The sequence below is a fragment of the Brevundimonas sp. KH_060 genome (assembly GCF_057838275.1).
Genome location: NZ_CM174463.1, coordinates 535632 through 552607, shown reverse-complemented (window position 1 = coordinate 552607; position 16976 = coordinate 535632). Strand labels below are relative to the sequence as shown.

The following is a 16976-nucleotide window of genomic DNA, read 5'->3' as shown; positions in this document are numbered from 1 at the left end:
CAGGCCCTGGACCCATTAGCGTCGCGTGATCTCCGGTCTGAGTGCAACCGTAAATCCGGGAGGGAGAGATACAGTGGGCCGGGCCGGCGCCCTCCAGCGCGTTATCCTTGGCTGCGCGTAGCGTCTGTCTCGTCTATTTTCGAGCCGGGACCGAACGACGCACGGCCCGACAGCGGACGGTTACGCCTGGAGGAAGGTCTGGTCACGCCGCAGCCCTCGGTCGGATGACGATTGCGCGGGAGTCCGCACTCCGGCAAGAGATCGGCATGAGACCTCGTCTGAAGGACGCAGATTTGCGCACGGCGGCCCTGGGGCGCCTGCTGGCCCATGCCGCGAGCGCACCGGACACGCTGGTCGTCAACGAACTCGGCCTCGCCCACGGCGCCTCACGTGTCGATATTGCGGTCATCAACGGCCATATCCGGGGCGTTGAGATCAAGGCGGAGGCGGACAGTCTTGAGCGGCTGCCTCGACAGGTCGAGGCCTATGGCCGGGTGGTCGACCGGGCGACCCTGATCGCGGACGAGCGTCATCTGCCTGCCGCCCTGTCGCTGCTTCCGGACTGGTGGGGGGTCATCTCCGCCCGTCGAGCGGCCAATGGCGCCGTTGTCTTCCGCCGGCTACGCGCGGAGCGGACCAACCGGGCGACCGATCCGATGACCGTGGCCCGTTTGCTCTGGCGCGAAGAGGTCCGGGCCATCCTCGAAGCCCAAGGCTGTGACGCCCGCCTCCTGCGCGCGCCGCGCGCCGTCCTCTATGCGGAACTGGTGTCCCGCTATCCGAAGACGAAGCTGGCCGGTCTGGTGCGCGCCGCCCTCAAGGACCGTGGAAACTGGCGAGATCGTCCACGACCCGCGTGATGTGATGGTTGGTGCCGACCCACCGCCAGGTCGTCAGGTTGCCGGTCTTCTCGGTCTTGGCGTCGCAGCCGCGGATGTAGTCGCTGCCCGCCGAATAACCCGAAGCCGCGATGTGGCCGGACGTGATGACCGTGCCGCACTGGCCCCGGTACTGGCCATAGCCGTTGTCCCTCACATTGTTGCCCTTGGTGATGAACCACCCGTCGGCGACGGTGAAGCGAATGGTGGCGGACGGCTTCAGAAGCCGCATATCTCCCCCCGGTATATCGGCGGAGGCGATGGCGTAGTCGCCGAACGCCAGGGGCCTAAATCCGCAAGCCAGGCTGCCGACCACCCCCTTGTAGAGCTTCCATTCCAGGCGGGGCAGAATCTGGGTCGCCAGCTTGACCTCACCCATCGAGACCGGAAAGGAGGTGCCCATCAGGACGAGACTCCTGACGTCGCCATAGACCGCATGCGATTGAAGGAGCGCCGCGACGAGCGCGATGAGGTCCGCCAAAGGTTCGAAATTCTTCGCCGCCAAATCGACAATCAGATCGGTTTCGGAAAGGCCGACACCGAGCGACGCGACAAGACCGATCAGGGTCACTGGAAAGACGGGATCGGCGATCTCGTCGAGGCTGACGCGGACCGCGACGCCCCGGCCGTCCAGCGCCATGCCGGCGGCGAGGGCGTTGTAATGCGCCAGATCGCGCGCCAGCCCCGTCACGGGCGTGAGGACGCCGCCGCGCGCACGAACCGCGTCGAGCAGGTAGGTGAGCGGATGCACGCCTCCGATCATCCGCTCGGTCGGTTTCAGCAGGTTGGTGTCCAGGAAGGCCGGGCGAGCGCCCCATTTTTTCTCCAGCCGTGACGCGAAGGGCGTCAGCTGGCCGTCGATCGTCTTCTTGAACCGGTTATGTTCGAAGTCCCATTCGGGCGGCGTAACCTCGATTAGCGGGACCACCCGGTCCTTCGCGGCGGCATGCAGTCGCAGCAGGGCCTGATATTCGCCCTGCCTCCATTTCAGGACCGGAACATAGGTCTTCGCGGTCAATTCCATGACAGATCCTCCCGCGCCGCCTGTCGGCGAACCTCTCCTGCCCCGACGAGACTGCGAAACAGGGTGTAGTCCTTGGCTTCGCGCCGGATCCGGCCCGCGATGATCGCCGGGTGCAGGCCCAGTCGCGCCGCGTCAGTCGCCACGGCCTTCTCGGTTCGCGTGAAGCGCGAGACGCACAGTCGCCATTGATCCTCAGGAAGCAGGGCCTCCTGGGCGAATCGGTCCGCCTCCGCCTCCACGGGAGACAGGTCGGGTGCATCGGTGTCGTCGAAGATGGCCTGATAGCCGCCCTCGCGGATATGGAGCGCGAGGTGCCCGACTTCGTGCAGCAGGGTGAACCAGAAATTGTCCAGCCGGTCGTAGCGGAGCGTCAGGGCGGCGACGGGAATGCCGGATGGACTGCGCAGGGCCGCACCATCGAGCAGCGTTCCGGGCAGATGCGGCTCGAACACCAAGGCGATCCCCGCATCCTGAAGGTAACGACCCGCGCGCACGACGCCATCTTCGTGGGGGCTAAGGCGAACCAGGCCGTCGAGCCAGGCCGGGGTCAGGGATGCCGGATCGAAAGCCGATGACGGCCTGCGCTTCTCCGCGAGGATGCTGACCCGAGCTTCCCACGCCGCGAGTGCCGCGAAATGCGGGTTGGAGCCACTGCGGATGGAGCGGCGATGCAGGGCCATGGGCGTCCAAGCATAGGCCGCTTGCCGGAAAAATCCTGGAACGAGATCGTTGGCGGCCTTGCGCGCCTGCGCTGCCGTCCCGGCGAAGTCGTCGAAATAGCCTCGTTTGAACATCTCTGACACGGGATAGGTGGAGATCGATACGGCCGCCGAATCCTCCGGCGGCGCAGTGCGGAGCTGAGCGCTCTCGCGCACCGCGATATCGAGTGCCGCCGCCACCTCGGACAGCCGCTCCAGACTGGCGGACCGGTAGCGTTCCGCCTCGTAGCGTTGGATTTGCTGCTCTGCGATCCCCAAGAAGGTGCCAAGATCCCTCTGGCTCATATTGCGGGCGATCCGCGCCCGGATGAGAATATCGGGCAGGTCATGAAGACCCTCGGCCTCGAAGCGCGTGACCGCCCCGGACTGGAGGGAGTCATACTCTTCGATCTCGGCCTCAAGCTCAGAAATCTGGCTCTCTAGGCCGTCCGATTGCACCTTGAGGAGAAGGGGGTGGATATCGGTCGAAGTCGAGGCGAAGCGCGCAAGATCGGCCTGGAGCCGGACGACGGCCGCGCGGGCAGACCGATATTGTTTGTCGTTCGTGATCATGGGGTCGCTCCTTTCTGCGCGTCTGGTGCGATACGAATGATGCCCTTGGGCTGGTCGGTGAATTTCTCGGTCTGGAAAAAGCCAAGGAGGCCGGGGTTCAGGGGCAACTGGATGGCGAACATCTCTCCGAAGTATTTCACCTTCTGAGCGGCGCGCTTGTTCGCGACGTCCAGGAGAACCGGGTCGAGCTTTTGAGGATCGACGCCAGCGACGTCCCAGCAGCCGTCGAAATCGCCGGGATGGGGTTTGGCCGTGATGAAACTGCCGTCCAGAAAAATGGAAGCGCAGCCCGCTCGCCGGAGCGCCTCGGTCATCCTGACGAAACCTCCGAAAAGCCAGACCCGGTGCGGCGTGGTCGCAAACCGCGCCGAAACTTCGGCGAGGGTGGCGTCATGGACGCCTGGCGGCAGAACCGGCCAAGGCGCAGAGCCGCCCAAATCAATAAAGTCCGGGATCATGCGCACACAATGATATTGTTGTGTCAGTTTGTCAAGTTTATCGCGTGAAGCGTAGGCCTTTCGACCTTAACGCGAGTCGATGTCGTCTACCGATCCACAAGTCCGGCGGCGCGAAGCGAAATTTGGCCGGTCGCGACCACGGCTCGGCTTGCCTGAGCGGGGGTCAGGTGAAGCCTGTCTGCGTCGCATCCACCGATCGGCGTGAATATTCGAGACTGCCGGACACCCGTGGCGCGGTGTGCGGCCTGGCCCGCGCAGGGCGGGACGCCTCCTGCTCAGACTGGGACGGTTTTGCAGCCCGTATCGCCTATCTCTCGCCGCAGCCGCGATTTCCCGATCTCGCGACAAGTCTTTGTCGACTTGTCGGACACGCCGCTAGGACATCGATGCCAAGCTGATCACGCCCGCCAGCCGTACACTCCTACCCCTCTCAAAATATATTCACAGCACTCGTTGACAGCCTGTGGATGTTTTTGATGACTATGACGGGTCGGCGTCTTCTACGCCAAAGTCCTCAGGAATCCTACCATGACGCGTTTACTTCAACGCGGCCTGTCGGCCGCGACGGTGACTTGCGGCCTTCTCTTCGCTGGCCAGGCCTTGGCAGGCGGGTCTGGGATGCCCTGGGAAGGACCGCTCCAGCAGATCGTGGAGTCGATCACAGGGCCCGTCGTTCAGGCCGCCGCCGTGGTGGCGGTAGTGCTCTTCGGCGCCGGCGTGGCGATGAGCGAGAACGGCTCCTCCATGCGGCGCGGGCTCGGCATCCTGTTCGGCCTGTCAATCGCCTTCGCCGCCTCAACCTTCTTCCTGCAGTTCTTCGGCTTCGCCGGCGGGGCGGAGATCGCCTGATGTCCGAGACATCGTCTGATCACCGTCCGCCAGGCTGGCAACTGCCGGTCGCCGCCGCGCTCACCGAACCGGTGACCCTGGCCGGCATGCCGCGGGACTACGCCATCCTGATGGGCACCGTCGCCGTGGTGCTGGGATTGGCCCTGCGGATCTGGTGGCTCGGTCTTCTGTGGTGGGCGGTCGCCCACGCGATCGGCCTGTACGCCGCGCGGGCGGACAAGCGGTTTTTCGACGTGCTTCGCCGCCATCTGGCCCTGCCCGGCCACCTCGATGCGTGAGAGAGATCATGCGTTTTCTGGATGAACATCGTAGACGACCGGCGCTTCTGGCCGATCATCTGCCCTGGGCGGCCATGGTCGCCCCCGGCGTGGTGCTGAACAAGGACGGCTCCTTCACCTGCGGTCTGCGTTTCAGGGGGCCCGATCTCGAGTCGGCCTCGGACCTGGAGCTGATGTCGGTCCGGGCGCGGCTGAACAACGCGCTGAAACGTCTTGGCAGCGGGTGGTGTCTGCATGTGGAGGCGCGTCGTCGTCCCGCCCAGGCCTATCCGAAGAGCGAGTTCGAGATCGCCGCCGCCTGGCTGATCGACGCAGAGCGCCGCGCCCTCTTCGAGACCAGCGAGCCGGCTTACGAGACCGATTACCGGGCCGCACTGACCTGGCTGCCGCCAGCGGATCAGACCCGCCGCATAGAGCGGGTCCTGTTCGACGGAGCTGACCCGGCGAGCCGCGACTGGCGCAACGCGCTGGACGCCTTCACGCGCGAGACCGCACAGATCGTCGATCTTCTGGCCGACGCCCTTCCGGAAGTCGCCATGCTGGACGATGCGGAGATCCTGACTTGGCTCCATGACTGCGTCTCGCCCCGAACCGTCCGCCTCGAACTGCCCGCGACGCCGATGTTCCTCGACGCCTGGCTGGCCGATGCACCGCTTCTGGGCGGTGTGGCGCCCACGCTCGACGGCCGGACACTGAAGGTGGTCTCGGTGCGCGGTCTCCCGGCGAGCACGCGGCCGGGGCTGCTCGACGCCCTCGGCGCTCTGCCCTTCGCCTATCGCTGGAGCGCCCGCTGGATCGGCCTCGACAAGGCGGACGCCGAGGTCGAACTGGTCAAGCTGCGCAAGAGGTGGTTCGCCAAGCGCAAGGGCGTCGGCGTCCTGCTGCGCGAGGCGATCACCAAGGAGGAAGTGCCGCTCCTCGATACGGACGCGGCCGCCAAGACCGACGAGTGCGACGGCGCCCTGGAGGCGCTCGGCTCGGATGCCTGCGCCTACGGCTATCTGACCACGACGATCACGGTGACGGCGCGCGATCCCGACCGGGCGGCGGAGCAGGCGCGAGCGATCGAGGCGACCCTGAACGCCCAGGGCTTCGTCGCCCGTACCGAAGACCTGAATGCGGTCGAGGCCTGGCTCGGCTCCCTGCCGGGCGAGCCCTATGCGGACGTCCGCCGGCCGCTGGTCTCCACCTTGAACCTCGCCGACCTTCTTCCGGTCTCCGCCGTCTGGGCCGGGCCGACCGCAGAACCCCGCCTGCAAGGGCCGCCTTTGGCGGTCGCTCGGACTAGCGGGTCCACGCCTTTCCGGCTCTCCCTGCATGTCGGCGACGTTGGCCACGCCATGGTCGTGGGGCCGACCGGCTCAGGAAAGAGCGCCCTGCTGGCCTTTCTGGGTCTCCAGTGGTTCCGCTATCCGCAGGCCCGGGTCGTAGTCTTCGACAAGGGCCGTAGCGCGCGCGCCGCGACCCTGGCCGCCGGTGGGCGCTGGCACCCCCTGCAGCCGGGCGGCGACTTCACCCTTCAGCCGCTCGCCCGGATCGAGGACGACGCCGAACGCGCCTGGGTCTCAGAGTGGCTCGCTGATGCCGTCCGTCTCGCAGGTCTCGCGCCCACGCCGCGGATCCGCGAAGAGATCTGGGCCGCGCTCGGCGCCCTGGCCCAGGCGCCCGTCGCACAGCGCACGCTGACCGTGTTCACGGCCCTGGTGCAGGACAAGGCGGTGGCGGCGGCCCTGGAGCCTCTGACGCTCAAGGGGCCTCACGGCGCCCTGATCGACGGCGTCGCCCCGCAGGACGGAGCGCTCGCCGACTTCGAGTGCTTTGAGCTCGAGAGCCTTATGGCGACGCCATCGGCGGTCGCCCCCGTGCTCGCCGCCCTGTTTCATGAGATCGAGCGCGGCTTCGACGGGCGGCCGACCCTCCTGATCCTGGACGAGGCCTGGCTATTCCTTGGTGAGACGGCATTCGCGGCCCGCATCCGCGAATGGCTCAAGACACTGCGCAAGAAGGGCGTGGCGGTCGTCTTCGCCACCCAGTCGCTCGATGACGTCGTGCGCTCGTCCATTGCGTCGGCCCTGATCGAGAGCTGCCCGACCCAGATCTTCCTGCCCAACCCGCGCGCGCTCGAGCCGGCCTCGGCGGACCTTTACCGGATGTTCGGCCTGAACCGTCGTCAGCTCGAGCTGATCGCTTGGGCGACCCCCAAGCGCACCTACTATTGGCGACAGCCCGACGGGCGACGGCTGTTCGATCTGAAGCTGACCGGAGCCGGCCTGGCCCTCTGCGGCGCGTCCTCTCCCGATGACCAGGCGCTTATCGAGAGCGTGCTCGCGGCTCTCGACCCGGCCGACCTGCGGCCGGACCGCTTCGCCCGCGAATTCCTCAAAGCCAAAGGAGTCCAACATGTCGAGAATGTCTTCGACAGCTTCGATCCGCCCGTCCCGAACCCCGTCCGGTACGCGGCGGAGTAGGTCCTCGGTCCTGGCGGCGACCGGCCTCGTGCTCGCCGCAGTCGCCGGCTTCGCCCAGGCCGCCGCCGCCCAGCAGATCGTCTACGATCCCCGCGCCCATGTGCAGACCAGCCTCCAGGCGGCTCGGCAGTTGGAAAGCCTGGCCAATGACGCGCGGGCGCTGGCCAATCAGGCGCGCAGTCTCGCCGCCTCGCCCTACAGCCATCTCGCCGAGTCATCGGACACCCTGCGCGACATCGGCGAGCTGGCGCGGACCGTCAGGGGCACGGCATCGACCCTCGACGGGGTGCAGCGGCAGTTCGCCGATCTGTACCCTGACGACCTGTCTCTCTCGGATCTCACGGCGCTCGGCGCCGACCGGTCTACGACCGCCCGACGGACCGCCGAGGATCTGGCGCGAACGGCGGCCGAACTGGAGCGGCTGGCCCGGAGCCGGGACGGGCGTGTCCGGGGCGCTATGGCCGCCAGCGAGGCGGCTGAGGGCGAGACGGCCGCGATCCAGTCCTCGACCCAGATGTTGTCCGTCCTCGCAGAGGATTTGGCCAGCATGCGGACCCTGCTTCTGGCCCAGTCCCGGCTTATGGCCGAGGGCGCGGCGCGCCAAGCGGCCGACCGGGACGCCGCGATAGAGGCCCGTCGCCGCTTCTGGGAGCGCGGATCCTCCACCCCGGCCGCCCCGTCCTTCAACCCCTTGCCCCACGCTCGGGACTGAGGAGAGCGATGATGGCCGGCCCCGGAATGGAGACCCCGAACGAGCTGATGGTGGTGTTTTCCAACACCGTCACCGCCGGCTTCGACGCCCTGTCCAGCTCGGTCAACGGCGTCTTCGGACTGCTGATCGCGCTCGTGGTGGCGCTGACGGGCATCCAGTGGGCGCTCTCGCCCAACCGGGAAATCCTCGCCGCCAGCTTCGGCAAGGTGCTGCTGATCGGCGCCTTCGCCTGGCTCATCAATGACTGGCAGGCCCTGTCGGAGACGATCTACGCCGGCTTCCTCGAGCTCGGCCTGACCGCGGGCGGCGGCTCCCTGTCCCGCGCCGAATTCCTTAACCCCGGGGCCATCCTCCAGCAGGGCTGGGAGATCGTGAAGGCGCTTGGAGAGACGCCCGCGCCGGTCGAGAACCCGCTCGACGTCATGGGGAATATGGCCGACGCCCTCATCCTCGGCCTGGCGATGATCGGCATCATGCTGGCCTTCGCCATACTCGCCCTGCAGATCATCGTCTCCCTGCTGGAGTTCAAGATCGTCACCCTGGGCGGCTTCGTGCTCCTGCCGTTCGGCATCTGGAACAAGACCGCCTTTCTGGCCGAGAGGCCGCTCGGATACGTCGTCTCCTCCGGGCTCAAGGTGTTGGCGCTGGCCATCGTCGTCTCGGGCGCACGGACGATCTTCGACCAGCTCCAGCCCTCCGCCAATCCAGACATCTACGAGGCCCTGACCATTCTGGTCGCCGCCCTGCTGCTGGCCATGCTGGCCATCTTCATCCCGAACCTCGCCTCGGCCCTTGTGACCGGCGGGCCGGCCCTGGGAGCGGGCGCAGCCCTGACGAGCGGATTGGCTGTCGCCGGCGCCGGCGCCCTCGTGGCGGGCGGCGTGGCGGGGGCCGGAGCCATGGCCGGGCGAGCTGCCGCCGTCAGCGGGTCGTCCAGAGCCGCCGCAGGCGCGGCCTCCGCAGCGCGCTCATCAGGAAGCGGACCTTCGTCCGGAAACCTTCCGCCGGGCGGCGGACCGCGACCTTCGCCAGGCCCCGCGCCGGGCTCCAGCGGTGGTGCGGCGACTCCACCGCTCTCCCCCGCGTTCGGCTCTTCGCCCGCAGGGTCGGGGCCATCACCGTCAACGTCAACGTCGTCCGCTGATGAGCCGCCCGGTCGGTCGGCCGCGGCGCCGTCCCCCGGCAGGTCGGCGCCTGACGCCGAGAGCCGCGCCAGGCCTTCCCTGTCGGAGGAGAGAACGCAGGGTGCAGGCAGCGGTCGCGCCGCCGGCCGATCCGCTGCTCTCCAGGCCTTCTTCATCGCCAACTCAGCCCGCGCCCTGATGCCGGCCGGAGAGAACAGCGGCGCCCTCAAGCCCACCGTCAGACCCGAGGATTGAGCATGCATCCCTTCTTCAAGCCCAAACGCGCCCTGACCGCGTCCCCCGAGGCCACGCCCTACCAGCGGGCCGGTCAGGTCTGGGACGACCGGATGGGTCTTTCCATCGCCCACGCGCGCAACTGGCGCCGCATCGCCCTGGCCAATCTCGCCCTGGCGGCCTTTCTCGGCGCGGGCTGGTGGGCCCAGGCCGATCGCGCCGTGGTGCGCCCGTTCGTCGTCGAGGTGTCCGACTGGGGACAGACCCAGAAGATCACCGCCCTGGACGGCCGCTATGAGCCGACCGAGGCCCAGACCGGCTATGCGCTCGCTCAGTGGATCCGGGACGTGCGGTCCAAGTCGATCGATCCGATCGTGATCCGTCAGAACTGGCTGCGGGCCTACGACCTTCTGACCCCCAAGGCCTCCGCCTTCCTGAACGACTGGGCCCAGGCCAACGATCCGTTCGCTGACGCCGGCCGGGAAGCGGTCAATGTCGAAGTGCTCAATGTGGTCCGCCGCAGCGAGCGAACCTTCGATCTGCAGTGGCGCGAGACCCGCTTCGTCAACGGTCAGCAAGCCGGCGCCGAGCGCTGGCGCGCCCTCATCACCGTCGCCCATCAGCCGCCCCGCAACGAGGCGGAACTGATGCGCAATCCCCTTGGCCTCAAGATCGAGGATGTCTCATGGACCCCCGACGCTTCCTGAGCGGGACCGTTGTCACGGTCACATTCGCCTTTGCGCTTTCCGGCTGCGCGATATTTCGTGGGGCCGACGGCGGCGTGGAACCGACCACGCTCTCCACGCAGATCGGTCTCGCGGAGGCGCCGGCGGTCGCACGTCGCGCACCGGTCATGGAGCTCGCCCCTGATCCGGTCCCGGCGGCCGATGATCTCGGCTCGACGGCACGGCCCTATCTCGAGGCGGTCGCGGCATCCGAGCCGCCGCATCGACGTCGGAACGAGCCCGCTCAGGCCGAGAGCCTGCCTTCCGGACGCGCGGCGATCGCAGCTGCCAACCGGGCTGCGCGCGCCGCCTCCAGCGCGGACGCCTTTGTCGGCGGAGTTCAGGTGTTCGCCTGGTCCGACGGGCGGGTCTATGAGGTCTGGACCGCACCCTTGCGGGTCACCACCCTGACCCTTGCCCCGGGAGAAACGGTGTCGGCGAAGGCGGCCGGGGACACGGTCCGCTGGCAGATCGGCGAGAGCCAGTCCGGCGCGGGCGTTTCGGCGCGAACTCATGTCCTGATCAAACCGCTGCAGGCCGGGCTTGAGACCAATCTGGTCCTGACGACGAGCCAGAGGGTCTATCTCCTGACCCTGCGCAGCGGGTCGGCCGATGCCTTCAACGCCGCCATCGCCTGGGACTACGGGTTTGCGTCGCATGGCCCGGACGCTGCCGAGGAGCAGTCCGACCTGCCGCCGGTCGACGTCGCCGCAGCGACACCCCAGGGACCGCTCGACGCCCGCTACCGGATCGACTCGCGCGGGCGCGCGCCGCGCTGGGCACCGACCGCCGTGTTCAATGACGGCACACGGACCTTCATCACCCTGTCGCCGGACGCCGACATCGACGAGGCGCCGGCCCTCTTCATCAAGGCCGACGGAGATCTCCAGCTGGTCAACTATCGGCAGGCCGACGGCGTCCTGATCGTCGATCGGATCTTCGAGGAAGCGGAGCTCCGGCTCGGCGATCGTCGACCGCAGATCGTCCATATCCGCCGCCTACCGGGAGCCGCTCGATGACCGATCCTCACAGCGCTGAAACCGTCGGAACTCAACACGACACGCACACACCGGCGACCCCGCCGCCCGTCACGGCTCCCAAGGCCCCGCCGCCGCCCTTGATGGGACGGGCGCCGCGTCCCGGGGCCGTTCGCATCCGCAAGCCTGTCGTCCAGGGGGCGGTGTTGGTTGCGGCCCTGCTCGTGTCCGGATCTCTGGCCTGGGCCTTCGTGGTCCAGCCGCAGATGACGCGCCAGGCTCGCGACGCCGCGGACGCCGACGGCGCAGGCGAGGCGCGAGGCAGCGTCCGACCTTCGGATCGCGTGACCGACCAGCCGGCCAGCTATGATCGCCTCGTCCAGGCTGACACCCTGCCGGAGCGTCGGGGCGCGACGCCCGAGGCGAGAGAGACCGTCGCACCCCCACAGCCCGCGCGCGTACCTGCGCCCCCCTACAGCGCGGCGCCCCGCGCGCCGCGACCGGCGGACCAGGCCGCCGCCTCGGGGCTTTTCTTCGAGGGCGCGCCGCGAAGCGGAACCGTCCAGACCGCGGGCCGATCAGACTCGAGTCCCTCGCCCGCGATGCGGGACTATGGGGCGATCTACAGTCCGCACGGCCTGCTGGCGCCCGTGTCCCCCTATGAGCTGAAGGCCGGAGCCGTCATCCCGGGCGTCCTGCTGACGGCAGTCGACACGTCTCGTCCCGGTCCCGTCGTGGCCACGGTCAGCCAGAATGTGTTCGATTCCATCACGGGACGTCATCTCGTCGTCCCGCAGGGGACGCGGCTGATCGGACGCCACGAAGGCGAGAGCGCCCATGGCGATCGCCGGGCCTTCCTGGTCTGGGACCGGCTGATCCTTCCCAACGGCAAGAGCCTGATCCTCTCGGAAGAGCCCGGCGTTGATGCGCAAGGGGCCGTCGGGGTCCGCGGCGAGGTCGACCGGCGTCTCTGGCCGCTCGGCGTCGCGACGCTCTTCGCCGGCGCCATCACCACCCTCGGCGAGCTGGCGCGGGGCGGATCAGACGATCGGTCGTTAGCCGCCAGTGCGGGGAGCGCTGCGTCCATTGAGGCCTCCCAGGTCGGGGGACGGCTCATCGACCGCGAGCTCACTGTCCAACCGTCCATCAGCGTCCGGGCAGGCGCACCGGTCCGGGTGATGATCACCCGTGATCTCATTCTGGAGCCCTATCGCCGATGACCCGTTTCCGTCGTCTTCTCACGGCGGCCGTGGCGCCCGCCGTCGGCCTCCTGGCGTTCGGCGCGATCGCGGGACAACGGCCCGCCCTTGCGCTCATCAATGAAAGCCCGAGCCTGCCCAAGGGCGTCTATGTCCGCACGGCGGCCGCCGAAATCTCGCGGGGCGCGGTCGTCGCCATTCGCCAGCCCGCCGTCGTGCGTCCCTATCTGGCGCGTCAGGGCATGCCGCCCGAGGTGCGCCTGATCAAACGTGTGGCGGCGACGGGGGGCGATGTCATCTGCTCGGACGGCCGCCGGATGATCGCCCCAATGCGCACCGTCCGGATCCACGACAGGGACCGCAACGGCGCGCCTCTCCCGGCCTGGCGGGGCTGCCGCAGGCTCGCCGCCGACGAACGACTGCTGCTCGGCGACACGCCGTCCAGCCTGGACAGCCGGTACTTCGGGCCGGTCACGACCGCCCAGATTGACGGCGTCTACCGGGAGACACTGACATGGTGAGACACAGCCTTCCCATCGCCGCCCTCGTCGTCCTCGCGGCGACGTCGCCGGCCGCCGCCCAGACACGCATCGACTGGCGCCCCGCCGGCGGGGACCTGTTCGTCGGCGCCGCCGTGGACACCACGACGTCCGACGTCGCTGGTGTGGAAGCCGTCCGTCTCGCGGATCTGGACCAACCCTTCGCCGAGGCCATCGCTGAAGCGGCCGACCGACATGGCCTGGACCGCAAGCTGCTCCACGCCCTGGTCGTGGTGGAAAGCGCCTATCGCCCCCGGGCCTGCTCCCACGCGGGCGCCTGCGGCCTGACACAGCTGATGCCGGGCACCGCCGCCGATCTCGGCGTGAGGGACCGGTTCGACGCCACTGAAAACCTGCGCGGCGGTGCCGATTACCTGGCCCGCCAGATCCTCCGCTTCGGCGATCTGCGCCTGGCCCTCGCGGCCTATAATTCCGGTCCCGATCGGGTCGCCCGGCTGGGCCGGGTCCCGAACATCTCCGAGACCCAGAACTACGTCGTGAGCGTCATTAATTGCTACCTGGCGCTGACGGCCGGTCGCGGCGTCCGGTCGTCGCGGGAATGCTCGCCGGCGGAGGCCGCGCTATGACACTCGTGACAGAACCCCGCCACGGCGACGATCAAGCGCCCGCGACAGCAGAGACCCTGCTGACCCGAGCGGAGGCATCGGCGTTTCTCGAGGGCAAGGGCATCCGTATGAAGCCCACGACCTTGGCCCGGGCCTATTCCACCGGCTCGGGCGGGCCGCCTTGCCGGCACATCCGGAACAAGCCTTTCTACCCGCTCGACCTGCTCGATCTCTGGGCTCAGTCCCAGATCACCACGCCGGTCGCCTCTTCCAGCGAGCGCCAGCGCCTGCGGCGCGAGGCCCGCCGCCGCGAGGGCGCATCATGACCTCCGAACGCCCCAGCCTGGAGACCCTGCTGAACGACCCCTCGGTCAGTTACCCGCTCAAGGCCGTCCTGCTGGTCTGGTGGAGCCGCGACCCGCTCGATGCGGCGAACGACGCGGCGGCCCTCGCTACGGTCATGGGCGATCGCGCGGTCTCGCTCCTGGAGCAGCGTCATGGCCCATGAGCGAGGGCTGGACCGGTTTCTCGGCTGGCGTCAGGTGCGCGACCTGACCGGGCTCGGCCGCACGACGGCCTGGCGCATGCGTCAGGCCGGGGATTTCCCCGACCCGGTGCCGATTTCACCCGGCCGGGTGGCTTGGCGAGAACGCGACATCGCCGCCTGGAACGAAAGCCGGGGCGCCCCGATCGTAAACCGGCCGTCGGCAGCCAAGCCGCGCCCCTCGGAAGGCCGCGTCATCAACGCGGCTCCCGCTCAACCGGCGACCTCCGTGGCGGCGCCGCCGCCGGCCCACATCCAAAGCCGACCCGCGCGGCGGCCGCGATCGACCGTCGCCGCGGGTCAGCTCGGCTTCGACTTCTAGGACCGCTGCGACAGCCAGTTAGTTTCGGTGTCTGGGTGTTCGCTATTGTCTCAGTTTACTGTTCCTGCCCGTGCCGGATCGGATCGCCACCGGCGCGGACGGCCTTCGCGACCGAATCGCCGATATCGTCCGCCGTCTTGCGCAGTCTTTCGTTTAGCGCGGTCCACCACCGCCAATGGACTGCGACACGTCTAGCTGGGCCTTAAGAGGAAATGTTCGTATGACAGGAGCGTCCGGGCGGCCGGCGCGAATGTCCAGGTCGAAAGGCTAAAGGCGTCGGCGCATGTTGATCTCAACCATGTTCTCAACGCCCGGCACTTTGTGATCCTGACCGTCCGGGGTGGGTGGAGAGCGATGAGGCGGGGCTGACACCCTGAGGAGTGGTCGGATATGTTCTTCACGGTACTTCAGAACTGGCTGCAGGTGCCTGCTGGGGTGCGGAACGCAGCCTTCCTTGTTTCCGATAACTGGGATGACTGGTTCAGCTACCAGACCCAGTATTCGCTTTCGTACTTCGACCAAGCCGGAGAGCGAATCCATCTCGGATGGGTGAAGATCGGACAGCAAGGGCTGCGGCCTGCTCGCGGCGTGGACGCGGTCCCCGGCGCTCGGACGCCCGAGGTTCCACGAGCCTTTAACGCGCTCGATCACCGCTTTTTCTCGCTCGGCCAAGACGAGAACTACTACGAGACGCTGAACGGACTGCCCGAAGAGCCGCGCGAGCGGATCCTGAACGGGCTCAGGGACTGCGCCCGTGACCTGGCGATTTTCGACCTGTTTCGCAATGAAGACGTGATGCGGCGGTCGCTCCTGCGCAGCGTTCCCGAAGTGAATGTTCGCGGTCGCCTGAACCGTCTCGCCCATGGCGACGCCACGCTCACGGAGTACCAGTTCGCCTACAAGATGCGCGCACCCGATCCTGAGGCAGACGCGCCCCTGCTGGAGTTCGTGGTCGCGCCGAACTCGGAGCCGCCGACGAACGTCCATGTTCTGATCGGACGGAATGGGGTTGGAAAGACCCGCTGCATGAGGGGGATCGCCGAAGCGCTTCTGGGACGCGATGGCGAAACTACCGGCCAGATCTGGCTTCGGCCTGGCGCTGACTGGAGCTTCTCGGGTCTCGCCATGATCTCCTTCAGCGCCTTCGACGACTTCGATCTTCGCCACCGCCCGCAGGACAAGATCCGATCCAAGCAGGTCGGACTTCTGCAATGGGAGTACGTCGAAGAAGACCGCACGGAGTACGTGCGAATGAAGACGCCCGCCGACCTTGCGGAGGATTTCGCCGAAAGCTTCGCCCTGTGTCGCTCAGGCCTCCGAGCCGAGCGCTGGCGCGCGGCGGTCGAGACCCTCGGCGGCGACGACCTTTTTGAAGCGGCTGGCGTGCTAGAACTGCTGGGGCTCGCCGACGATGTCTGGCGCGAGCAGGCGATCCGGCTCTTCAAGCGCCTCAGTTCGGGGCACGCCATCGTACTCCTGACCATCACGCGACTGGTCGAGGTGGTCGACGAACGCACGCTCGTACTTTTGGATGAGCCCGAGGGCCACCTTCACCCGCCCCTACTGTCGGCATTCATCCGCGCGCTCTCCGATCTGCTTATCAAACGAAACGGGGTGGCCATCGTCGCTACCCATTCGCCTGTCGTCCTGCAGGAGGTGCCACAGTCCTGCGCTTGGAAGATCCGGCGTTCGGGTCTCGTATCGGTGGTCGAACGGCCGACCGTCGAGACTTTCGGGGAGAACGTCAGCGTCCTCACCCGCGAGGTGTTCGGATTCGAGGTCACCAAATCGGGCTTTCACCGCGTGCTCGATGAGGCCGTAAACCGGGACAGGCTGAGCTACGACGCCGTCATCGAACGGTTCGGCGGGCAACTCGGCGCCGAGGCCCGCGCGATCGTCCGCGCGCTCGTCGCAGAGCGCGACACCCTGCCGGGGGTCCTGTGAGACCACTGCCTCGCCCCCAGATCAGCGCACGAGCAGTGCTTGAACTCTGCGCGTTCAGCATCCGCGACGCAGACTTGTCGGGTCGTCTCACGACGGCGCTCGCCGGCGCCGACGCCGCGGAGGCGGACTATCTCATGCGCGGTCAGCAGGGCGGACTGTGGGCCCTGCCCAAGTCGGCGCAGTTTGGACAGGTCACCGGGCAGGAGATGAAGCGCGTCTACAAAGACACTTTCGCCAAGAGCGCCGGCACGCGGGTCATCTACGATCAGATCAAGAAACTGCCCCCCAATGACATTTGCCCGATCTGCGGGCAGCGAACCGTCGGCACCCTGGATCATTATCTGTCGCAGTCTGAGTTCGCAGCGCTGGTCGTCGTCCCGTGCAACCTCCTGCCGTCCTGCGGGGATTGCAATAAGGCCAAGCTCGACGCTCACGCCGTCATTCCCGAGCACCAGACCCTTCATCCGTATTTCGACAACATCGATCAGGAGCGTTGGCTGGTGGCCGACGTCCTTCAGACCGCCCCAGCGGCCCTTCGGTTTCGGGCGGCACCCCCGGCTTACTGGCCGCAGGTCATGCAGCAGCGGACAGCCCACCATTTCCGGAAATTCGGCTTAGGCGCCCTGTATGGATCGCATAGCGCGGTCGAGCTCAACAACATGCGCTACGCCTTGCAGAAGATCGCCGAGCGCGGAACCGCCGAAGAGGTTCGGTCCGAGTTGCGGCTTCGATACGAGAGCAGTCTCGCAGCCCAACGCAACAGTTGGCAGACGGCCATGTATGAGGCGCTGACGGGGTCCGACTGGTTCTGCACAGGCGGGTTCGTCGCAGTTCAGTAAACGCGTCTGATTATCTTCTCATCAA

General features: G+C 67.6%; 19 protein-coding genes. 16 read left to right on the top strand and 3 right to left on the bottom strand.

Annotated features, from left to right (window positions below; all coding sequences use genetic code 11):
- Positions 1-266 precede the first annotated feature (266 nt).
- A complete protein-coding gene (locus tag AC3IPP_RS02790) occupies positions 267-860 on the top strand; it encodes a sce7726 family protein (protein ID WP_489150287.1) in 594 nt (197 codons plus the stop codon).
- Here the strand turns inward: AC3IPP_RS02790 and AC3IPP_RS02785 are convergent.
- From AC3IPP_RS02785 to AC3IPP_RS02775, 3 genes are read right to left on the bottom strand one after another with little or no spacing between them, the layout of a single operon-like run.
- Positions 817-1902: a beta family protein gene (locus AC3IPP_RS02785; protein WP_489150286.1), complete on the bottom strand. Its 1086-nt coding sequence runs from the start codon at positions 1900-1902 to the stop codon at positions 817-819. The genes AC3IPP_RS02790 and AC3IPP_RS02785 overlap by 44 nt on opposite strands.
- The gene (locus AC3IPP_RS02780; protein WP_489150285.1) at positions 1893-3173 is read right to left on the bottom strand and encodes an XRE family transcriptional regulator; all 1281 of its coding nucleotides are present in this window, start codon (positions 3171-3173) and stop codon (positions 1893-1895) included. The genes AC3IPP_RS02785 and AC3IPP_RS02780 overlap by 10 nt, the downstream gene beginning before the upstream one ends.
- Positions 3170-3631: a DUF6932 family protein gene (locus AC3IPP_RS02775; RefSeq protein ID WP_489150284.1), complete on the bottom strand. Its 462-nt coding sequence runs from the start codon at positions 3629-3631 to the stop codon at positions 3170-3172. The genes AC3IPP_RS02780 and AC3IPP_RS02775 overlap by 4 nt, the downstream gene beginning before the upstream one ends.
- 528 nt (positions 3632-4159) lie before the next feature.
- Between AC3IPP_RS02775 and AC3IPP_RS02770 the strand changes: the two genes are divergently transcribed.
- The 15 genes from AC3IPP_RS02770 (at position 4160) to AC3IPP_RS02700 (ending at position 16951) form a co-directional block, all read left to right on the top strand.
- Positions 4160-4480, top strand: coding sequence for a TrbC/VirB2 family type IV secretion system protein (locus AC3IPP_RS02770; protein WP_489150283.1), 321 nt, complete (start codon positions 4160-4162; stop codon positions 4478-4480).
- A complete protein-coding gene (locus AC3IPP_RS02765) occupies positions 4480-4758 on the top strand; it encodes a VirB3 family type IV secretion system protein (protein WP_489150282.1) in 279 nt (92 codons plus the stop codon). Before AC3IPP_RS02770 ends, AC3IPP_RS02765 begins: the two co-directional genes overlap by 1 nt.
- An 8-nt stretch (positions 4759-4766) precedes the next feature.
- Positions 4767-7226, top strand: a complete 2460-nt coding sequence (gene trbE / locus AC3IPP_RS02760) for a conjugal transfer protein TrbE (protein WP_489150281.1) — start codon at positions 4767-4769, stop codon at positions 7224-7226.
- Positions 7227-7254: 28 nt separating this feature from the next.
- A complete protein-coding gene (locus tag AC3IPP_RS02755) occupies positions 7255-7938 on the top strand; it encodes a conjugal transfer protein TrbJ (RefSeq protein ID WP_489150280.1) in 684 nt (227 codons plus the stop codon).
- Between the two features lie 11 nt (positions 7939-7949).
- Entirely contained in the window at positions 7950-9317 is a 1368-nt protein-coding gene (gene trbL / locus AC3IPP_RS02750) for a P-type conjugative transfer protein TrbL (RefSeq protein WP_489150279.1), read from the top strand.
- 2 nt (positions 9318-9319) lie between these two features.
- Positions 9320-10003 (top strand): conjugal transfer protein TrbF, encoded by a 684-nt coding sequence (trbF, locus tag AC3IPP_RS02745; RefSeq protein ID WP_489150278.1) that lies wholly within the window; start codon positions 9320-9322, stop codon positions 10001-10003.
- Entirely contained in the window at positions 9982-11040 is a 1059-nt protein-coding gene (locus tag AC3IPP_RS02740) for a TrbG/VirB9 family P-type conjugative transfer protein (protein ID WP_489150277.1), read from the top strand. The genes trbF and AC3IPP_RS02740 overlap by 22 nt, the downstream gene beginning before the upstream one ends.
- The gene (locus AC3IPP_RS02735; RefSeq protein WP_489150276.1) at positions 11037-12218 is read left to right on the top strand and encodes a TraB/TrbI/VirB10 family type IV secretion system protein; all 1182 of its coding nucleotides are present in this window, start codon (positions 11037-11039) and stop codon (positions 12216-12218) included. Before AC3IPP_RS02740 ends, AC3IPP_RS02735 begins: the two co-directional genes overlap by 4 nt.
- Positions 12215-12718 (top strand): S26 family signal peptidase, encoded by a 504-nt coding sequence (locus AC3IPP_RS02730; protein WP_489150275.1) that lies wholly within the window; start codon positions 12215-12217, stop codon positions 12716-12718. Before AC3IPP_RS02735 ends, AC3IPP_RS02730 begins: the two co-directional genes overlap by 4 nt.
- The gene (locus AC3IPP_RS02725; protein ID WP_489150274.1) at positions 12712-13323 is read left to right on the top strand and encodes a lytic transglycosylase domain-containing protein; all 612 of its coding nucleotides are present in this window, start codon (positions 12712-12714) and stop codon (positions 13321-13323) included. Before AC3IPP_RS02730 ends, AC3IPP_RS02725 begins: the two co-directional genes overlap by 7 nt.
- Entirely contained in the window at positions 13320-13628 is a 309-nt protein-coding gene (locus AC3IPP_RS02720) for a hypothetical protein (protein WP_489150273.1), read from the top strand. Before AC3IPP_RS02725 ends, AC3IPP_RS02720 begins: the two co-directional genes overlap by 4 nt.
- A complete protein-coding gene (locus tag AC3IPP_RS02715) occupies positions 13625-13810 on the top strand; it encodes a hypothetical protein (RefSeq protein WP_489150272.1) in 186 nt (61 codons plus the stop codon). The genes AC3IPP_RS02720 and AC3IPP_RS02715 overlap by 4 nt, the downstream gene beginning before the upstream one ends.
- Entirely contained in the window at positions 13800-14168 is a 369-nt protein-coding gene (locus AC3IPP_RS02710; RefSeq protein ID WP_489150271.1) for a helix-turn-helix transcriptional regulator, read from the top strand. Before AC3IPP_RS02715 ends, AC3IPP_RS02710 begins: the two co-directional genes overlap by 11 nt.
- A 390-nt stretch (positions 14169-14558) precedes the next feature.
- Complete coding sequence (locus tag AC3IPP_RS02705) at positions 14559-16112, top strand: AAA family ATPase (RefSeq protein WP_489150270.1); 1554 nt, start codon at positions 14559-14561, stop codon at positions 16110-16112.
- 35 nt (positions 16113-16147) lie between these two features.
- Positions 16148-16951 (top strand): hypothetical protein, encoded by an 804-nt coding sequence (locus AC3IPP_RS02700; protein ID WP_489150269.1) that lies wholly within the window; start codon positions 16148-16150, stop codon positions 16949-16951.
- Positions 16952-16976: the final 25 nt, after the last annotated feature.

Coding starts and splice junctions, on each gene's coding strand:
- AC3IPP_RS02775 (WP_489150284.1), bottom strand. CDS start 3,631: ATGATCCCGGACTTTATTGATTTGGGCGGCTCTGCGCCTTGGCCGGTT.
- AC3IPP_RS02715 (WP_489150272.1), top strand. CDS start 13,625: ATGACCTCCGAACGCCCCAGCCTGGAGACCCTGCTGAACGACCCCTCG.
- AC3IPP_RS02730 (WP_489150275.1), top strand. CDS start 12,215: ATGACCCGTTTCCGTCGTCTTCTCACGGCGGCCGTGGCGCCCGCCGTC.
- AC3IPP_RS02710 (WP_489150271.1), top strand. CDS start 13,800: ATGGCCCATGAGCGAGGGCTGGACCGGTTTCTCGGCTGGCGTCAGGTG.
- trbE (WP_489150281.1), top strand. CDS start 4,767: ATGCGTTTTCTGGATGAACATCGTAGACGACCGGCGCTTCTGGCCGAT.
- AC3IPP_RS02725 (WP_489150274.1), top strand. CDS start 12,712: ATGGTGAGACACAGCCTTCCCATCGCCGCCCTCGTCGTCCTCGCGGCG.
- AC3IPP_RS02770 (WP_489150283.1), top strand. CDS start 4,160: ATGACGCGTTTACTTCAACGCGGCCTGTCGGCCGCGACGGTGACTTGC.
- AC3IPP_RS02780 (WP_489150285.1), bottom strand. CDS start 3,173: ATGATCACGAACGACAAACAATATCGGTCTGCCCGCGCGGCCGTCGTC.
- AC3IPP_RS02720 (WP_489150273.1), top strand. CDS start 13,320: ATGACACTCGTGACAGAACCCCGCCACGGCGACGATCAAGCGCCCGCG.
- trbL (WP_489150279.1), top strand. CDS start 7,950: ATGGCCGGCCCCGGAATGGAGACCCCGAACGAGCTGATGGTGGTGTTT.
- AC3IPP_RS02705 (WP_489150270.1), top strand. CDS start 14,559: ATGTTCTTCACGGTACTTCAGAACTGGCTGCAGGTGCCTGCTGGGGTG.
- AC3IPP_RS02785 (WP_489150286.1), bottom strand. CDS start 1,902: ATGGAATTGACCGCGAAGACCTATGTTCCGGTCCTGAAATGGAGGCAG.
- AC3IPP_RS02765 (WP_489150282.1), top strand. CDS start 4,480: ATGTCCGAGACATCGTCTGATCACCGTCCGCCAGGCTGGCAACTGCCG.
- AC3IPP_RS02735 (WP_489150276.1), top strand. CDS start 11,037: ATGACCGATCCTCACAGCGCTGAAACCGTCGGAACTCAACACGACACG.
- AC3IPP_RS02740 (WP_489150277.1), top strand. CDS start 9,982: ATGGACCCCCGACGCTTCCTGAGCGGGACCGTTGTCACGGTCACATTC.
- AC3IPP_RS02790 (WP_489150287.1), top strand. CDS start 267: ATGAGACCTCGTCTGAAGGACGCAGATTTGCGCACGGCGGCCCTGGGG.
- trbF (WP_489150278.1), top strand. CDS start 9,320: ATGCATCCCTTCTTCAAGCCCAAACGCGCCCTGACCGCGTCCCCCGAG.